Source organism: Bradyrhizobium sp. SZCCHNPS1003 (genome assembly GCF_032381555.1).
Classification (GTDB): Bacteria; Pseudomonadota; Alphaproteobacteria; order Rhizobiales; family Xanthobacteraceae; genus Bradyrhizobium.
This window is the reverse complement of record NZ_JAUHIU010000004.1, coordinates 172949-190936: the sequence shown is the minus strand read 5'-3', so window position 1 is coordinate 190936 and position 17988 is coordinate 172949. Positions and strand designations below refer to the sequence as shown.

Sequence of the window (17988 nt, the reverse complement as noted above, 5' to 3'; positions counted from 1 at the left end):
TTTGCCGGAATGCTCTGCGTTCGTGCAGCCGCCAGGGGGCGGTTCTATTGTGCAGCAATCGTTTCAGTCCCGCTTGCCATAGCAGTGACCTCACAGGCTGGCGCAGCGTCTTATTACTACTGGAACGACGCGCAGCCCATCACCATTGCTCCGACCGTACGCCCGGCCGCTCCGCGCAAGCCCAAGGCGCGCCACCTTGAGATGCTGACCAAGACCGAGAAGGAGGCTGCCAAGCCGCAAGCGCCGCTCACGATCGCGGTGTCGATCAACAAGCAGCAGCTGAAGGTCTACGACGCAAACGGCCTGTTCGCGGAAGCACCCGTCTCGACCGGCATGAAGGGTCATTCCACGCCGATGGGCGTGTTCAGCGTCATTCAGAAGCAGAGATACCATCGCTCCAACATCTACAGCGGCGCCCCGATGCCGTTCATGCAGCGCATCACCTGGTCCGGCGTCGCGCTCCACGCGGGCGTGCTGCCGGGCTACCCGGCGTCGCATGGCTGCATCCGCATGCCGGCAAGCTTTGCAACCCGCATCTATGGCTGGACGCGGATGGGATCCCGGGTCCTGGTCACGCCGAGCGAGGTGGCTCCTGCGAGTTTCTCGCATCCGATGCTCGCTGCACTGAAAGCGCCGCAGCCGAGCGCATCGGTGCACCCCGATGCGACTGCGCCCGCAGCGATCAAGTCGGACAAGGGCACCGCCGTCACCACCGCGATCACAGTCGCGACGACGGATCTGCGCGCCACGATCGGTCATGCCGAGAATCCGCGCTCCGGCGAAGGATCGCCAACCGCGTCGGGCCAGGTGCGGACCGCCGATGCCAGCAACGCCAATGGGCTGCCACCGAAGATCTCGGACGCTTCGCCAAGCGCCGAACCACCGCGTTCACCCGCGGCGGAGGTTCGGAGCGATGCTGCCGATCTGAAGCCCAGTGTCGCCGAGACCATGATTGAGCACGCGACCGCCGAAGCAGAGGCCAAGCCAGGCGCTCCGGCCGCGGCCAGGATCGAGCAGCAGGACGAGGCCAAGTCTGCCCCCAGCGACGCCGCTCCGGCGGGTCAGCCCACGACTGCTGCGCAGGTGACCGCTCCGGCTATCGAGAAGCCGGCTGAGGCGTCGGCGAATGCCGAAGCCACCGGTTCAACCGAACTCAAGCCTGCTGAGTCCAAGTCGGCAGAGTCCAAGCCTGCCGACGCCCCGATCGCGGACCAGCCTGCGTCGCCGCCTCCAGTGGCGGCAGAGGCACCGGCGAAGCCAGTCGACCCCAACGATCTCGCCAAGGATCAGTCGCGTGTTGCCGCACCAGACAAGCCGATTGCGCCCAAGCCCGAGTTGAAGCGCAACAGCCAGATCGCGATCTTCATCAGCCGCAAGGATTCGAAGCTGTACGTGCGGCAGAACTTCGCTCCGGTGTTCAACACCCCCGTCACGATCGCACCGGGCGACAAGCCGCTCGGCACCCACGTGTTCACCGCGACGGCTGACAAGGCCGATCCGGCGACGATGCGCTGGTCGGTCGTCTCGCTGCCCTCCTCGGCGCGGAGCGCCGCGGCGACCGATGGCGCGGCCAAGGCGGCCCGGCGCGGCAAGAGGTCCGCGGGCGCCGATGCCGAGCTGAAACAGGTCGTTCCGCTGAGCAGCGCAGCCGAGGCGCTCGATCGCATCACGATTCCCGCCGACGTCATGGCGTGGCTCGGCGAAGCCCTGTCGACCGGAAGTTCGCTGATCGTCTCCGATCAAGGCATCAACCAGGGCGAAACCGGCGAGGGCACGGAGTTCATCCTTTCGCTGCGCTGACGACCGACGACGTCCCTCTTTCCGCCCCACGGCAGGGGTATCCCGTGCCGGAACGCAGTCTGATCCAGCGCCACGTCGCGGCCGTTCAAGCAGCGGCCGGTCGAGCGCGGGCACATTCATGCTGACGGGGCTGGCTCTGCTCAGGGAGATTCACATGATCGATCGCAGGATGGTTGTTCTCGGCATCGGCACCTCGTTGTCGGGCGCGACGCTCACGTCGCAGGCCGCTCATGCCGACAATGCGGTGAGCAAGATGACCGCCTATCGCTTCTCCTTCCCCGCGCTGGCCGGTGAGCCGATCCGGCTCGCCGATTTCGCGGGCAAGCCGGTGCTGGTGGTCAACACGGCCTCCCAGTGCGGCTATACCCCGCAATACACCGGCCTGCAGAAGCTGTGGAGCGAGTTCCATCAGCGCGGGCTGGCGATCATCGCGGTCCCCTCCAATGACTTCAACCAGGAGCCCGGGATCGCGGGCGACATCGCCGAGCTGGCCAACAAGGAGTACGGCGTCACCTTCCCGATGACCGCAAAAGCGGTGGTCACCGGTTCCAACGCCCACCCATTCTACCGCTGGGCCGCCGAGGCGCTGCCCAAGGAGACGCCGCGCTGGAACTTTCACAAATATCTGATCGGCCGTGACGGCTACATCGCCGACGTGTTCGCCTCCTCGGTCGAGCCGACGGATACGCGGGTCAAGACCACGGTCGCCCGGCTGCTGGCGGACGGCTGAGCAACACTCGACAGGAATGCGGCGGAAGCCGGCAACTTCCCCCGTGTTTTTGCCTCGTTTCCTTTTGGCGCCCATCCGGCAGCTGGGCTAGTATCCCCAACCGGATGACGGAGCGACTCTCGACGCTGGCGCTCCCGTTGCAACAACCCCGAGGAAACACGATGCGGATTGCAGCAGGATTGGTGTTCGCGAGTTCTTTGGCGGCTTCGCTGTTGACGTCTGGCGCGGCCTGGTCGCAGGCGCAGCGCACGGCGGCGGCGCCGACCCCGGCTGCTGCTGGTCCCGCACCGGCCCCTGTTCCCGCCGTGGCCGCCCAGACGCAGCCGCCGCGCGCACCCTGCATGAACCCCGAGGCGCTCGGCGTCGGCCGCACCGTCGAGATCGACACGACGGGCGGTCCGGGATTCGGCTTCGAGCACTTCAAGGACCTCGACTTCCTCAAGGATCATGAAGTGGTCCTGACGTTCGACGACGGCCCATGGCCGGAGAACACGCCCAGCGTGCTCAAGGCGCTTGCCGACCAGTGCACCACCGGCATCTTCTTCATCATCGGCAAGCATGCGACCTATTATCCGGAGATCCTGAAGCAGGTTTACAATGCCGGCCACACGGTCGGCACGCACACCTGGTCGCACGCGGCGCTGACGAACAAGAAGCTGACCGAGGATCAACGCAAGGAAGAGATCGAGCTCGGCATCAGCGCCGTGAAATGGGCGCTCGGCGGCAATTCGCCGGCACCGTTCTTCCGCTTCCCGGCATTGCAGCATCCGCCGGAGATCGTGACCTATCTCGGCACCCGCAACATCGGCATCTTCTCCTGCGATCTCGACTCGTTCGACTTCAAGGCGCGCAATGCGCAGGCGGTGATCGACGTCACCTTCAAGAAGCTCGACAAGCTCGGCAAGGGCATCATCCTGATGCACGACTTCCACAAGCACACCGCCGAGGCCCTGCCCGAGCTGCTGCGCCGCCTGAAGGCCGGCGGCTACAAGGTGGTCGCGATGCGCGCCAAGGCGCCGGTGCAGTCGCTGCCGCAGTATGACGAGCAGCTCAGCAAGGTCGCGAAGCTGCCGACGGTGAGCCAACGGCCGGTCTCGAGCGTTGTGACGACAGTGTCCGAATGAGACAGGATTCCTTTCGTCAGTGACCAAGCTTCGTCTCGAAGGTTACGTGATCGTGTCGGCCGACGGGATGTTGGCCGACGCGAGCAATGCGATGCCGCCCGCCCTGAAATTTCCCGGCGACGCCGCATTCTTTTCCCAGGCCCTCGATGGCGCCGATCTGATCGTCCACGGCCGCAACTCCTATGAGGACCAGCCGAATTCGCCGAAGCGCCGGCGCATCGTCGTGACCGGCAAGGTCGCGGGGCTGGCGCCGGATCCGGAAAAGCCGCTCTCCACCCTTTGGAATCCGGCGGGTGCCTCGTTCGAAGCCGCCTGTGAAGCCGCGGGCGTCAGCTCTGGCACGGTGGCGGTGATCGGCGGCCCCGTCGTGTTCGAGATGTTCATGGACCGCTACGAGACCTTCTTCCTGTCGCTCGCGCCCCACGTCTCCCTGCCCGGCGGCGTGCCGTGCTTTCCCGGCATCGGTCCCGACCGTTCGCCGCAGCAGGTGCTGACGGCCCACGGCTACACGCCCGCCAATCAGCTGATGCTCGATCCCGCCCACGACGTCAGCGTGACCGCCTGGAAACGCACCGCTTGAGGCTCCCCTCTAGATGTCTCCATACGCGCTCTGCTCCGGTGCCTTCGGGCCCTTGCCGTAGCCGAAGATCATGAACAGCGCGCCGATGATCGACAGGTTCTTCAGCGCGTCGATCAGGGTCTTGGCGTTGTCGGGCGGGGCCTGGTTCCAGAAGTCATGGAAGTAGAAGATGGTCGCGCCGACGAACACGATCATCAGAGCCGCGAAGAAACGCCCGAGAAAGTTGAGCGCGATCATCACGCCGGCAATCACCTCGAACGCGCCGGCCGCGATCGCCAGGATCTGCGGCATCGGCATCTTGGCAGCGGCCTCGAGCTGCGCCGCATAGGGCGCGAGCATCGTGGGAATCGTGACCTTGGCGGCGATGAGATCGGCGGTGGCGGGAATGCCGAACAGCTTGGTCGCGCCCGTGTAGATGAAGATCACGGCGAACAGAACGCGCCCGAATGTAATGAAACCCGGCATTCTCGCCCTCACGGATCAACTTCAAACGATGTGTCGTCGGCCCACCGGGCCGGATATGTGACGTCGCGAACGCTTTTCAACAATAAAGGCGGGCGGAATACGACCGAAACCGGACGAATTCCGCCACACTTCGATCACGCCAACAACGTCACGCAAACAGCGTCGGCTGCGCCCTCCCCGCCCGTTCCTGGGCTTCGACCGCGGCCACCGCCGTCATGTTGAGAATGCCGCGCGCCGTCACCGACGGCGTCAGGATGTGCGCCGGGCGCGCCGGGCCGATCAGGATCGGCCCCACCGGGACCGCATCCGCCAGCACCTTGATCATTTGATAGGCGACGTTGGCGGCGTCGAGATTCGGCATGATCAGGACATTGGCCGAGCCTTCGAGATCCGAATGCGGCAGGATCGCCTTGCGCGCGGTCGCCGACAGCGCGGTGTCGCCCTGCATCTCGCCGTCGGCCTCGAGGTCGGGACGATGCTGCTTCAGCAATGCCGTCGCCTGCCGCATCTTGCGCGAGGACTCGGTGTCGTAGCCACCGAAATCGGAATGCGAGACGAAGGCAATCTTCGGCTTGATGTTGAATCGCGTGACGTGGTTGGCCGCGAGCGACGCCATCTCGGCGAGCTCTTCGGCCGTGGGATCCGGCCGCACCTGGGTATCGCCGATGAAATAGGCGCCCTTGCTGGTGATGGTGAGCGCTAGCGCCGCGTAGTCGCTGACCCCCGGCATGAAGCCGATGATCTCACGGACGTGGCGCAGATGGCTCATGTAGCGGCCCTCGACGCCGCAGATCATCGCATCCGCCTCGCCCCTGACGACGGCGAGCGCCGCGATCACGGTGGCGTTGGTGCGCACCACCGTGCGCGCCGCATCCGGCGTCACGCCGCGCCGTCCCGCGATCTCGATGTAGCTCTGCACATAAGAGCGGTAGCGCGGATCGTCCTCGGGGTTAATCAGGTCGAAATCACGCCCGGCCTTGATCGACAGGCCGAAGCGCTTGATGCGGGCCTCGACCACGCTGGGACGACCGACCAGGATCGGCCGCGCCAGCTTCTCCTCCAGCACGACCTGGGTGGCGCGCAGCACACGCTCGTCCTCGCCCTCGGCATAGATCACGCGGACCGGTTGCGTCTTCGCCTTGGCGAACACCGGCTTCATGACCAGGCCAGAGCGGAACGCAAAACGTTCCAGCAGCGCAGTGTACTCGTCGAAATTGGTGATCGGCCGCGTCGCGACGCCGGACTCCATCGCCGCCTTCGCCACCGCCGGCGCAATGCGCAGGATCAGGCGCGGATCGAATGGCGAGGGGATCAGCGAGCCCGGACCAAAACCCTGCGTCTCGCCGGTGTCGAAGCCGCGGCTGACCGCGTCCGACGGCGGGTCCTGGGCAAGCTGCGCGATCGCGTCGACCGCCGCCTGCTTCATCGCTTCGTTGATGGCGGTGGCGCCGACGTCGAGCGCGCCGCGGAAGATGAACGGAAAGCAGAGAACGTTGTTGACTTGGTTCGGGAAGTCCGAACGCCCGGTGCAGATCATCGCGTCCGGCCGCGCCGCGCGCGCCTCCTCCGGCATGATCTCCGGGTTGGGATTGGCCAGCGCCATGATCAGCGGTTTCTCGGCCATCTGCTTGAGCAGCTCCGGCTTCAGCACGCCGCCGGCCGAGAGACCAAGGAAGATGTCGGCGCCGCCGATCACCTCGGCCAAGGTCCGCTTGTCGGTCTTCTGCGCATAGACCGCCTTCCACGGGTCCATCAGCGTGTTGCGGCCCTCATGGACGACGCCGTCGATGTCGCAGACCCAGATGTTCTTGCGCTGCGCGCCCATCGAGACCAGCAGATTGAGGCAGGCGATCGCGGCGGCGCCGGCGCCCGACGTCACGATCTTGACCTCGGAGAGCTGCTTGCCGGCCAGCGACAGCGCATTCTTGATCGCGGCGCCGACGATGATCGCGGTGCCGTGCTGATCGTCATGGAAGACCGGAATCTTCATGCGCTCCTTGAGCCGCGCCTCGATCTCGAAGCACTCCGGTCCCTTGATGTCCTCGAGGTTGATGCCGCCGAAGGTCGGCTCCAGTGCCGCGACCGTCTCGACCACCCGATCAATCGTGTCGGCCGCGATCTCGATGTCGAACACGTCGATGCCGGCGAATTTCTTGAACAGGACCGCCTTGCCCTCCATCACCGGCTTGGACGCCAGCGGGCCAATATTGCCGAGGCCGAGCACGGCGGTACCGTTGGAGACGACGGCGACCAGGTTGGCGCGCGCAGTCAGCGTGGCGGCCTCGGCCGGGCTGTTGGCGATCTCGGTGCAGGCGGCGGCAACGCCCGGCGAATAGGCCAGCGCCAGGTCGCGCTGGTTGGCGAGCGGCTTGGTAGCCTGGATCTCCAGCTTGCCCGGCCGTGGCAGCCGGTGATAGGCCAGGGCTGCGGAACGAAGATCTTCAGAATAGGACGACGACATACGTGCTCCAGCGTTTCCGACCCGGATTTTTGGTCTCTTGAGTCTCGGTCAGACGTCGGTTTTTCCGGCCGGTGGAAGTGCATGTGATGCACGTTGGGCGGCTTTCATGCAACATCCGAAACCATGTTCGCCGGCATCCCGGGCCAGCGATTCCCCAGTTCGCAGAAGCACATCCCTACTCCATCGATTTCATTGAGACCATCATCACTTGCTGCCTAAGCCTTGGGCGGAGCACATCAAATGACCCGTATCCTGATCGGAATTCTCACGGCTGCCGCGCTGGCCGTCGCCGGCTTCGTCGGCGTGCCCTGGTACGCCCAGAGCCGCGCCGAGCGCGAGGTCGAGGCCAGCTTTGCCCAAATCCGGCGGAGCGGCGCCACGGCGACCCATGGCAAGGTCGCCTTCGACCTCTGGAGCCGCAAGTTGACCATCGCCGACGTCAAGCTCGAATCGGCCGCCCAGCCGCCGGCCAGCGTCACGCTCGGCACCATCACCGCGACCGGGCTGAGCCAGCCTGATTCCGAGCATGTCACGGCCGCCAGCATCGAGATCAGCGACATCGCCATGGCCGGCCAGATCCCCGGCCCGTCGCCGCTCCGGCTGAGCTACAAGCTGCCGCAACTGCTGGTGAAGGATTATGCCGGCCCGACGCGGTTCGCCGCGCTCCCGGCCGGCGCCGGCATGCTCGAGACCTCCCGCGCGCTCGCCCAACAGCTCGCCACCATCAGCGCCACCTCGGCCACGGTGCCGCGGGTCACCGGCACGATGGAAGGCGGCCCCTCGGTCGGGCCGACCGAGTTCGGCTATTCCGGGCTGGTGGTGGACGACATCAAGGGCGGCCGCATCGGCAACTACAAGATCCAGGAGGTCACCTTCAGCACCGCGGCGCAACCGCCGAACGGCAAGGTCGAGACGGTGCGCGGCCGCATGCTCGACGTCGTGACCAAGGACATCGACGTCAACGCCATCGTCGCCCTGCTCGCGCCCGAGTCCACCACCGACGATCGTGTCGTCCGCCTGAGCGGCGTCGCCGGGGCAGGCCTCTACGAGATCACGTCCGATCTCGGCATGCGCATGCACATCGACAGCCTCACGATGGACCAGTTCGGCGTGCGGCCGTCGCGCATCCAACTGCCGGCGCTGGTCGCCGCCTTGACGCCGACCTCGCCGCGAACGAGCGCCATGACGCCGGACCTCATCGACAAGGTGGCCAGCATCTATGACGGCGTCCTGTTCAAGAACGTCGAGGTCCGAGGCCTCGCGGTCGAGACTCCCGACGGCCCGGTCAAGGTCGCGTTGACGCGGTTCGACCTCGACGACGGCAAGGGCGACGTCGCGTTCGAGGGCTTCGACGGCCGGACCCCGAACGGACCGGTCAAGCTCGGCCGCTTCGCCGTGAAGCGCTTCGACATGGGCGGCCTGCTGCGCCACACCGCCAAATTCGCCGTACCGGGAGCCAAGCCAGGTCCGGCCGAAGCCCTGGCGCTATTCAAGCTGATCGGCGGCATCGAGCTGAAGGCGCTGACGACGTCCTACAAGGCGAGCACCAAGCCGGTCCAGATCGACAATTTCAGCCTCGACTGGGGCCAGTTCGTCGGTCCCATCCCGACCCAGGCACACCTGGTCGCCAAGATGGCCGGACCGCTCGATGCGTCCAATCCGGCGTTGCTGCCGCTGCTGGTCGCCGGCATCGACACCGCCGCCTTCGACGCCGATCTCGGCCTCGGCTGGACCGAGAGCTCGGGCGCCTTCGCGCTTCAACCGTTCAAGCTCGAGGTCAGCAACCTCATCGCAGCCTCGGCCAGCATGTCGCTGTCGCAGGTGCCGCGCGACGTGTTCACCATCGACCTGCAGCAGGCGACGACGGCCGCGGCGCAGATCGAGGCCAGCGGGCTGGAATTGACCCTGCGCGATCTCGGCGCGGTCGACGTGCTCGTCGCCAATTATGCGCGCGGTCATGCGATCACGCGGGACGCCGCGCGCAAGGCGCTGGTCGACAGCATCAAGGCAATCGGCGCGCAGGTCGCGGCCGACAACGTCGATGTCGCCGGTGCCGTCGATGCCATCAGCCGCTTCGTCGAGCGGCCGCACCAGACCTTCACGCTGAAGCTCTCGCCGCGCGCCAAGGTCCCGGCCCTGCAGCTCGCCCAGCTCATCGCCATCGACCCGCCGAGCGCGCTGGCGCAGTTCAAGATCGAGGCGCAGACCGCGCCGTAACTTGAGCCGTGACGTGGAAGGAGGAGCGAGTACCCGTCTCTCTCCTCCGTCATTCCGGGGCGCGCGCAGCGCGAGCTCGGAGTCCATAGTCACGACTCTGCGCGAGGATCGAGACGCCTGAACGCACGACATTCTTCACCAACTACTGTTCGGGAGTATGGATTCCGGGCTCGCGCTGCGCGCGCCCCGGAATGACGACGGAGGGATTCCGCATGGGCTGACATCGGCGCCGACGGTGAGGACCGCGCGGGACCCATGACGTCCGCTCTCACCATGTCGCCGATTCATGCGCATGAACTCAACCCGCGCCTCCACGATCTCGCGGCTTTCTCCACCCGAGTTCGTCCGGTCGTTCGGCCCTCTCTCATTCGAAGAGGGCGCAGGGAATGCCGGGTGAAGGCCTCACCCATGGCCCGCCTGCGAAAAAAAATGCAGGCGGCAGGTACCACAGGTGCTGCCGATCATCCGGCATTCCCTGCGCGGTGGGCTTTTCGGCTGCTTCGCGCTCTCCCCGGGGACCGGCTTGTTTGCCCCCGTCATCCGCGCAATGCCGGAAGGCATCGGCGCGAGCTTGACACCAGCATCGGGGTGCCAGGACCACGCGACTTGACCGCCCGCAACCCGCCGTTCGTCCGCGCGCTCACACGCGTTGCGACAGACTGCGGCCACCGCCTCCCCGCCTCACGTCTCGTGACGACCGCGAACCGTCCCTCTTCATCGAGGCGGGATGGCCGAAACGTGAAGGTGATTTGCCCGACGGTGCAAGCCCCGATGCTGCGACAAACTAACACGACGGGCAATTGGCGCATGACGGAGTTGCGAGGAGTGCCCGTCGGACCACATTCATTCACTGGGACTTCATGGCCAGCCGCGCTGTTATAGCTACGCACGACCCATTCATCGGCATCCATTGGCACCTAAACAAGGCATCCAACATAACCAAATGTTCGGCCACTTTTGCAATGCCACAAAGGAAGAACGAGCGCGGCGATCAGCTTCATCTCCGTTTGAATTTGACCGTGAAGGATTGAAATCGCCCCAACAAACTTCTAGCCTACGTTGATTGATTGCAAGGAAGAACAATGGAAACTCAAGTCCGTACTCCTCAACTGATTTTCATGCAACCGCAGCGCCTTGTGGCGCCCCTATTCCAAAGACCTTACGTCTGGAATGAAGAAAATCAGTGGGAGCCACTTTGGGAAGACCTTACCCGGGTTGCAAACCGCTTGATGAAGAATCCCACCGAAAAGCACCAGCCACATTTTTTGGGTGCGGTGGTATTGCAACAAGTTCCACGACAGACCGGCCTAATGCAAGAGCGAACCATCATTGATGGACAGCAACGACTAACGACCCTCCAAATACTATTGGATGCACTCGCATCTCAGCTGTCCGTAGCGCAGGCTACTCAACCATCACGGCGAATAGAAGCATTAGTTCGGAACGCCGAGCCGTTCTGCTCAGCCCCAGAAGACAAATTCAAAGTCTGGCCAACAAACCGCGATCGCCCCGCATTTTATCAAGTAATGAGCAACGGCAACTCTCAAGGACCAAACGTTGAAGGTCCACGAGGCGAGCGTATCGTGGAGGCTCACCGCTTTTTTTGTGAGCAAGCAGAGACCTGGCTGAAATCAGAAGACCCAAACGAGACTCAAAGGCGAGCGATAGCTATCGAAACCGCCGCAAGGGAGCTACTTCAGATTGTCGTAATTGATCTAACGGCAGACGAAAACGCTCAGGAAATATTCGAAACTTTAAACGCGAGAGGAGCCCAACTCTCGGCTGCAGATCTGATCAAGAATTTTATATTCCAGCGACTGCAAGAAGACGGCGCGGATGTAGAGCTCGCCTACCAAGAATACTGGAAAGAGTTTGAGACCGGATTCTGGGAAACGGAAATAAGCGTTGGCAGATTGCGGTATCCTCGCTCCGCGCTTTTTCTGAACCATTGGCTGGTAGCCAAAACGGGCGAGGAAGTTGTTGCCCGCGAGGTCTTTGATCGCTTCAAGCGGTACGCTGACGATGAATCTGAATTCAAAATGGAAGTGCTGTTGAGACAGATTCATCATGCAGCGGGGAACTATCGAGCGTTTATAACCGCCGCTCAGTCCAATAGCCTTTCCTCAAACCGAATTGATCTCTTTGCCTATCGAACTAGTGTCTTGGAGAGCGAAGTCGTAAAGCCACTAGTGATCTTCCTCTTCGATACAGAAAAATCTCAAATTCCAGAACCTCAATTGTCGAAATGCCTTGAACTAATCGAGAGCTGGATGGTTCGACGCATGCTGGTGCGAGCCACCACAAAATCATACAGTCAAGCAATTGCAGAAATAATCTCCCGCCTCTCCAAATCAGATCGCGCCCGCGCAGGCGACATTATAGAGGACTTTTTAACAAGCCAACGAAGCGCAAGCCGATACTGGCCGGACAACACAGAACTCACGCAAGAACTGACCCAAATGCAAGCGTACCGGCGCCTTGGCCGCGGACGATTGCGAATGGTCCTAGAAGGCATCGAAGACTACTTGCGCGGCTGGAAAAACGGCAAGAAGGGTCTAGGCAGTGAGAGGGTATCGAGAGGAAAACTCGCGATCGAACATGTCATGCCACGGAAATGGCAAGCCAATTGGCCCATATCCGACACAGGTCGGGATGCAGAGCGTGACCGAATAATCCATAGCATAGGAAACCTGACCCTCCTCACAGGAAAACTTAATTCGAAAGTGTCAAATGGACTATGGATCGGCTCGGGGGGAAAGCGTGAAGGCCTCGAGGCGCATGATGTATTATTTTTGAATCGCGAGCTTTTGAGGAACTCAGAACAAGCATGGACAGAAGAGTCTATCCGCCAACGGAGTGAACAGCTTGTAGACCTGATACAAGAGATTTGGCCGGTACCAGCCAACTACAAGTCGGAATTTGCTCCCGACAAGCCGAAGACCTTCAGAACGGTCGAACTCGTCGACCTGCTAACCGCCGGGATGCTCCAAGTGGGAATAGCTCTTTTTCCCCGAAGGAAAAAGTATAGCCACGTGACGGCAACCTTGCTCAGTGATGGAAAAATTGATGTAGATGGGAAGGTATACGATACGCCCAATGAAGCCGCGACCGCCATAGCCGGAAGAAAGATCGGCGGGTGGTGGTTCTTTTTGACAGATCAGACCAGTAAGCAGTCGTTGCGGGACGTGAGGCGCAGATACATCGAAACAATGGCCGTGCAGTCAGACGACGATGAAGAGGACGACGATGAAGAGGACATCGTATAGGTTTTCGAACCGTCGCTGAACCATTCGCTTGGGTACACATCAATACGTCCGGCATCCCGCCGCACGGTATTTGACTGCGCAGGGCGCGCTATCAACAAGCTCAGCATGATTCTATCATCAACTCACCCGCTTCGCATTTGTTGGTATGAGTCCAAGCTCGACTTGCCCAGGACGACTGGGGAGATTGCAGTTGCAGCCTCTGGTCCGCCGACGTACTTCCCGTAGCTCGGGATTCGACAATAGCCTTGACGTTGGTAGAATGCGACAGCGCGCGTGTTCACCAGACGCGTCTCCAGCCGGATCGCGTGATAGCCGAAGCCGGCCGCTGCAGTTTCGAGATGCGACAGGATCGCCGCGTGTACCCAGTCGCGCATACATCCGCTTCGCTTCGGTAGTGCCATTCTGCAGCGCGCCGCAGCCGGCGGCCGGCCCGGCCTCATCACGCGCCATGAGGAAGCTCGCCGGCCGTCCGCTCACGTCCGCCGGGTCCAACGATGACTGGCCGCTATCGCCGGTGATGCGGGCGAGCGTCGCTGAGAGCTGACCATCGAGACTTACGCATCGGCAGAAGCAGGATCTTCCGGTGAGATCGTCAACATGCGGGGCGTGCGGCTCAATCCATCATTGTGCCGGATCAACATACAGGTGTTTGCGACCATGACGCAGTCAGCGGCGGCGCGACCGGGCGGCCGGCGAGCACGTGGCACCTGAGGCGGCTTTGCTCCGTCTAGCGGATTGCCCTACAAGACGCGGCCATCTCCCGGCAAAGAAAGCCCCATGCCCGAACTCAGCACTTTCCTCCTGTATCTCTCCGCCGCCCTTGTGGTCGCGCTGACGCCAGGCCCCGGCATTTTCTACATCGCGGCGCGGACGCTGGCCGGCGGCCGTGCGGAAGAGCTGGCGTCGAGCGCTGGCCTCGGTCTCGGCGGCTTGGTCCACGTGATCGCCGGTGCGGTTGGCCTCTCCGCGCTGGTGATGGCGAGCGCCGAGGCGTTCACGGTGCTGAAGATCGCCGGTGCTCTCTATCTCATCTGGCTCGGCATCAAGACCTGGCGTGAGGCCTGGGGCGCAGAACCGACCGAAGTAACGACGACCGGCAGCCGGCGCGCGTTTCGCGAGGGCATCATCGTCGAGGCGCTGAACCCGAAGACGGCGGCGTTCTTCCTCGCCTTCGTCCCGCAATTCGTCGATCCTGCAAGGGTTGTCGCCGCGCAGTTCGTCGTGCTCGGGCTGATCTCGGTGACGCTCAACACCAGCGTCGACCTGGTCGTGACGTTTTGGGCCGCCAAGGCGCGGCATCGTTTCGCCCACCGGCCGAGCCTCGTGACGCGGATGCGGCAAGCGTCGGGCGCCGTCATGTGCAGCCTTGGCGGCGCGCTGTTGTTGGCGCGGCGCACGAGCTGACGACCAGACTGGCTCTGGCGCCAAGTCACGTTCCATACCAACATTTCCGCGGCGTGCCGGCATCGCTATGCCGGCACGCACGAGCCGATGCGTCTTTGCGATCGCCCCTGCCGGGCTAATCGCGATAGCGGCAGAGCTCGTCGCCGTTCTCGTATTCGTAGCAGATCTTGACGCGCCGGTAGGGCCGATCCCCCTCGGAGCTGCGCGCGCGACGATCCATGTCGTCATCATCGCGCTGCATTCGCGCGTTTCGGCCCGTGGTGCGATGATCCATGTCCTGATCCATCATCCGGCCCATGCGGTGCTGGCGCATCCGATCCATGTCCATGCGATCCATGCCCATGCGTTCGTCGTCGCGCTGCTGTGCCGTCCAGTCGCGGTTCACCCGCGTGTCTTCGGCACTCTGGCGCTCGCGTTCACGAGCCCGGTCCGACTGCTGGGGCGTACGTTCCGGCTGCACCGGAACGGCCTGGGTTTGGCCGGCTCCCGGCGTGCTGTCGGCCTGCTGAGCGGACGCTCCCGCGGAGAGGAGACAAGAGGATATCAATAGGACGGTCGCTGCTGTCGGAACGCGCATGGTTCATCCTCCAAGAGAAGGCTGTCTAACCGTGCGGGTCAGCGTTGGTTCGAACGACACCTGCTCTTTCGATGCTGCACCGCAGAGCAGATGACAACCGGACGCAGAAGAGAGCTGGGAGGCTGAGCCAGGGCGGTCGCCGGTTTCGCTCTGGCGTCAGCCCGAGATCAGGTCGTGGTTGATTCCACGCCGGCGCCAATATCGCGCGCGCAGCCGCGGTGCGATCTGCCACGAGACGATGGCTGACAGCGCCACGCTCAGGGCAATCATGACCGGCACTGCGAGCATCGCGTGATTGCTGAGCGGCGTGAGAAGAATCGTCAGAACTCCCGCACCGAACAGCACGGCCTGAACCATCATGAAGACCATCGCCGAAATCTGTGTTCGCATGGACATTGCGGTCGCTCACGGTTGTTGCGCCTGCAAGTCAATGAAGTATCCGTCGAACAGTTCCGGCTCACCATGGTCTCGAGGTCGGTTCCGTGTCGCCCGGCCGGCCACAAGCCGGCCGGGGGACGTCGTTTGCACTGCGGCGCTGACGGGGGACGACAAGCTCGGCTGCGTCGTGCCGCCCCCCGCCCGTCATTCCAGCTCGATCGCCTGGTAGGTGCCGGTCTCGTCGAGCGCGGTGCCCCAGATCTTGTGCGAGGCCTGGTGCTCGGCGCGTCCGAACGAGAGCTTGCTGCCGAGCCCGAGGTCGATGCTCTGCATCGACTCCAGCGTGTCGACCAGCCGCTCGGTCTCGAGCGGCGTTGTCTGCTTCAGCGCCTGGATCAGGATGCTCGCCGAGATGAAGCCCTCGAGCGAGGTGTAGTCCGGCGCCTCGCCGGGGAAGTACTTTTCCAGCGCAGTCTTGTAGTCGAGCACCAGGCTCGAATAGCCGGCGACCGATGGAACGCCCTGCGTGACGATGACGCCGTTGGTGTATTTCGAGCCGAGCAGCTTCAGCTCGGCGGCGAGCGACGACGATCCGACCGCCGAGATGTTGGCGTAGATCAGACCTGGAACCGCCTCGTGGGTCTTCTCGATGAATTTCGCCGCCGCGCGGTCGGTCGCGATCATGATCACGGCCTTGATCGGTGGCTTGGTCTGCGCCTTCAGCTTGCCGACGGCCTCGTCGACGTCCAGCGAGCCGCGCGGGAAGCCGTAGCGGATGATCGGATCGGTGATGCCGAGCGCGCGGAATGCCTTGGCGACGCCGTTGGCGCCGTCGTCGCCATAGGCGTCGTTCTGCGCGAATACGGCGATCTGCTTCGCCGGGATGCGCTTGACCTTCATCAGGTAGCGCACGATCGCCGCGGTCTCTTCCGCATAGCTCGCACGATAGTTGAAGACGTAGCGGTCGGGCGGATCGCGGCGGACGACGGCGGAGCCGCTGTACGGCGCGAAGAACAGCGCGCGGCGCTCCAGCGCGTAGGGGATCGCCACCGCGTTGTTGGCGGTGCCCATGTTGCCGATATAGCCGAACACCTGGTCCTTCTCGTAGAGCTGCGTCATCGCACCCAGCGTCCGCGTCGGATCATAGCCGTCGTCGGCCGCGATCAGCCGCAGCTTGCGGCCGTTGATCCCGCCGGCGTCGTTGGCGCGATTGAAGGCGGTCTCGATGCCGAGCTTCATCTGGCGCGCGGACTCCTTGCGGACTCCGGAGAACGGGATGACGGTGCCGAACCGGATCTCGGTGTCGCTGACGCCGTGCGGAAGCGGAGGCGGCAGGTTGGCCGTGGGCTGCGTCGACGCGGCTGCGGTCGAGGGCGCCAGCGCGAAGGACAGCGACGGAGCCGCCGACTGCTGCTGGCTGAGCGACCGCTCCAGCTCCGCCAATTGGCGTTCTGCGGTCTGACAGCTCACCTGCGAGGACGCGACCCGGCCGCGGCCCTCGGCGATGTAGCTGTTGAAGGTGCGAATGAGCCCATCGCGCTCGCCGCCGTTCGAAGAGCCCTGGCGGATCACTTCGCTGAACTGATCGATGATGGTCTGGACGCGCCCCTGGGCGATCTCGCGGCACGTCGCGGCCTGGCCGACGACCGGACCGACGCGGGCGGCGAGATCACGAACGACATCGGGGGAAATGGGAGCAGCGGAGGCGGCAGGGACGAAGAAGCAGGTTCCGAGAAGGAGCGCACACCAGCGAACGGTCATTTTGAACTATCCGTCTTCTTGTGATTGGTTGGCTAAGTTCACACCATGAGTCAGACAGGCTTCCTATTAAGGACAGGTTGCATGACACCGCAATATCCATTCGGCCAATCGCGGTCGCCTGGAACTCATAGCGGGGCGCACTGCTCGATCGTGTTTCGCGCCGTGTCGCGCAACCCGCCGAACTAACAGGCGGCACGAACGATTAGTTCTCAGAATCAACAGTTTGCCGCGGGGCATGGCGACCGGCTTCACCGGCCGGTCGAAGAGCTCAGCGTGATGCGCGAGGCGTCTCCGGAGCCGCCTGGACGCCATCGGGATGCCCGGACGAAGTTGTTCGCAGTCTTAACCAGCATTAACGCGAGACCATCAAATGCCGGGCGACGCCTTCAAGGCTGGGTCATCTTGCGCCGCAGTCTCGAGTCACCGGCGACGACATGCCGCAGCTCAGCATCCGATAACGACGAGGTGAGACTGAATTGACGGGAGAAGCGTCCTGACCCGCCGGCCCATCGCTGGCTCGCTGCCGATTTTGGCGATAGCAGCAGATCGCAGCTCATAGCGGTGGGAAGAGGTTCGTGATGCCATGGAAGAATACGACGATGGAGTTCGGTGCGATCGCCAAGCTCTTCCACTGGACCGGCGCCGGGGCCTTCATCGCGGCCTATGCCGTCGTGTACTATGTCATCTGGTTCATGGACGACACTTCCCCGGACGCCTTGCCCGTGCTCAACGTCCATTGGGTGCTGGGCATGATCGTCGGCCTGTCCGTCCTGCCTCGCCTGCTGTGGCGGCTCGTCAACGTTCAGCCCGATCAGCCGCATGCATCGCATGCCGAGGCGTGGCTCGCGCACGCCGCGCATTGGGGATTGTACGTGCTGCTGATCCTGATGCCGCTGACCGGCTATATCGGCACCGATGCCGCCACCGACTTCGGAGCGTTCGCGCTGCCGAACTTCCGTGAGACGGCGCTATTCGGCTGGATCGAGACGCGCTGGGGGATCACCTGGGAGGCGTTCGAGCCGCCGGTCGACGCAATCCACCATGTCGTCGGCAAATGGATCGCGTGGATCGTGGTGGCCCTGCACGTCGCGGCCGCGCTGTTTCATCACGTCGTCCGCCGCGACGGCGTCCTGACACGGATGCTGCCGGGCCGTTCGGCCGCGTGAACGATGCGCGACCCGTGACGACCGCTCTGCGATCCCCACACGATCGTCATTGCGAGGAG

General features: G+C 63.6%; 14 protein-coding genes. 8 read left to right on the top strand and 6 right to left on the bottom strand.

What is annotated here, in order from left to right:
- Window positions 1-9 precede the first annotated feature (9 nt).
- The 4 genes from QX126_RS08860 to QX126_RS08845 all read left to right on the top strand — a co-directional run bounded on the left by QX126_RS08860 (window position 10) and on the right by QX126_RS08845 (window position 4234).
- Window positions 10-1800 carry a L,D-transpeptidase gene (locus tag QX126_RS08860; protein ID WP_315780503.1) on the top strand — a complete coding sequence of 597 codons (1791 nt, stop codon included), beginning with the start codon at window positions 10-12 and terminating at the stop codon, window positions 1798-1800.
- A gap of 154 nt (window positions 1801-1954) precedes the next feature.
- Window positions 1955-2530 carry a glutathione peroxidase gene (locus QX126_RS08855; protein ID WP_315780502.1) on the top strand — a complete coding sequence of 192 codons (576 nt, stop codon included), beginning with the start codon at window positions 1955-1957 and terminating at the stop codon, window positions 2528-2530.
- 161 nt (window positions 2531-2691) lie between these two features.
- Entirely contained in the window at window positions 2692-3654 is a 963-nt protein-coding gene (locus tag QX126_RS08850; RefSeq protein WP_315741112.1) for a polysaccharide deacetylase family protein, read from the top strand.
- Window positions 3655-3673: 19 nt separating this feature from the next.
- Window positions 3674-4234: a dihydrofolate reductase gene (locus QX126_RS08845; protein WP_315774571.1), complete on the top strand. Its 561-nt coding sequence runs from the start codon at window positions 3674-3676 to the stop codon at window positions 4232-4234.
- Between the two features lie 9 nt (window positions 4235-4243).
- On the opposite strand, the gene QX126_RS08840 is transcribed toward QX126_RS08845, so the two are convergent.
- Both QX126_RS08840 and QX126_RS08835 read right to left on the bottom strand, forming a co-directional pair.
- Window positions 4244-4699 carry a DoxX family protein gene (locus QX126_RS08840; protein ID WP_315780500.1) on the bottom strand — a complete coding sequence of 152 codons (456 nt, stop codon included), beginning with the start codon at window positions 4697-4699 and terminating at the stop codon, window positions 4244-4246.
- A 148-nt stretch (window positions 4700-4847) separates the two neighbouring features.
- Complete coding sequence (locus tag QX126_RS08835) at window positions 4848-7160, bottom strand: NADP-dependent malic enzyme (protein WP_315755711.1); 2313 nt, start codon at window positions 7158-7160, stop codon at window positions 4848-4850.
- Between the two features lie 240 nt (window positions 7161-7400).
- Between QX126_RS08835 and QX126_RS08830 the strand changes: the two genes are divergently transcribed.
- Complete coding sequence (locus QX126_RS08830; RefSeq protein ID WP_315780498.1) at window positions 7401-9377, top strand: hypothetical protein; 1977 nt, start codon at window positions 7401-7403, stop codon at window positions 9375-9377.
- Window positions 9378-10459: 1082 nt separating this feature from the next.
- Window positions 10460-12643 (top strand): DUF262 domain-containing protein, encoded by a 2184-nt coding sequence (locus tag QX126_RS08825; RefSeq protein ID WP_315780496.1) that lies wholly within the window; start codon window positions 10460-10462, stop codon window positions 12641-12643.
- 122 nt (window positions 12644-12765) lie between these two features.
- Here the strand turns inward: QX126_RS08825 and QX126_RS33540 are convergent, their stop codons facing one another.
- Window positions 12766-13017: a GNAT family N-acetyltransferase gene (locus tag QX126_RS33540; RefSeq protein WP_409999082.1), complete on the bottom strand. Its 252-nt coding sequence runs from the start codon at window positions 13015-13017 to the stop codon at window positions 12766-12768.
- Between the two features lie 403 nt (window positions 13018-13420).
- Here QX126_RS33540 and QX126_RS08820 point away from each other — a divergent pair, with 403 nt between their 5' ends.
- On the top strand, window positions 13421-14047 hold the full coding sequence (locus QX126_RS08820; RefSeq protein ID WP_315780494.1) for a LysE family translocator: 627 nt from the start codon (window positions 13421-13423) through the stop codon (window positions 14045-14047).
- 115 nt (window positions 14048-14162) lie between these two features.
- Here QX126_RS08820 and QX126_RS08815 read toward each other — a convergent pair whose 3' ends face one another.
- From QX126_RS08815 to QX126_RS08805, 3 genes are all read right to left on the bottom strand, one after another.
- Entirely contained in the window at window positions 14163-14624 is a 462-nt protein-coding gene (locus QX126_RS08815; protein ID WP_315780492.1) for a hypothetical protein, read from the bottom strand.
- Between the two features lie 156 nt (window positions 14625-14780).
- Window positions 14781-15020: a hypothetical protein gene (locus tag QX126_RS08810; RefSeq protein ID WP_315780490.1), complete on the bottom strand. Its 240-nt coding sequence runs from the start codon at window positions 15018-15020 to the stop codon at window positions 14781-14783.
- 186 nt (window positions 15021-15206) lie between these two features.
- Window positions 15207-16763 carry an ABC transporter substrate-binding protein gene (locus QX126_RS08805; protein ID WP_315739440.1) on the bottom strand — a complete coding sequence of 519 codons (1557 nt, stop codon included), beginning with the start codon at window positions 16761-16763 and terminating at the stop codon, window positions 15207-15209.
- Window positions 16764-17341: 578 nt separating this feature from the next.
- On the opposite strand from QX126_RS08805, the gene QX126_RS08800 reads away from it, so the two are divergent.
- On the top strand, window positions 17342-17929 hold the full coding sequence (locus QX126_RS08800; RefSeq protein ID WP_315780488.1) for a cytochrome b: 588 nt from the start codon (window positions 17342-17344) through the stop codon (window positions 17927-17929).
- Window positions 17930-17988 lie beyond the last annotated feature (59 nt).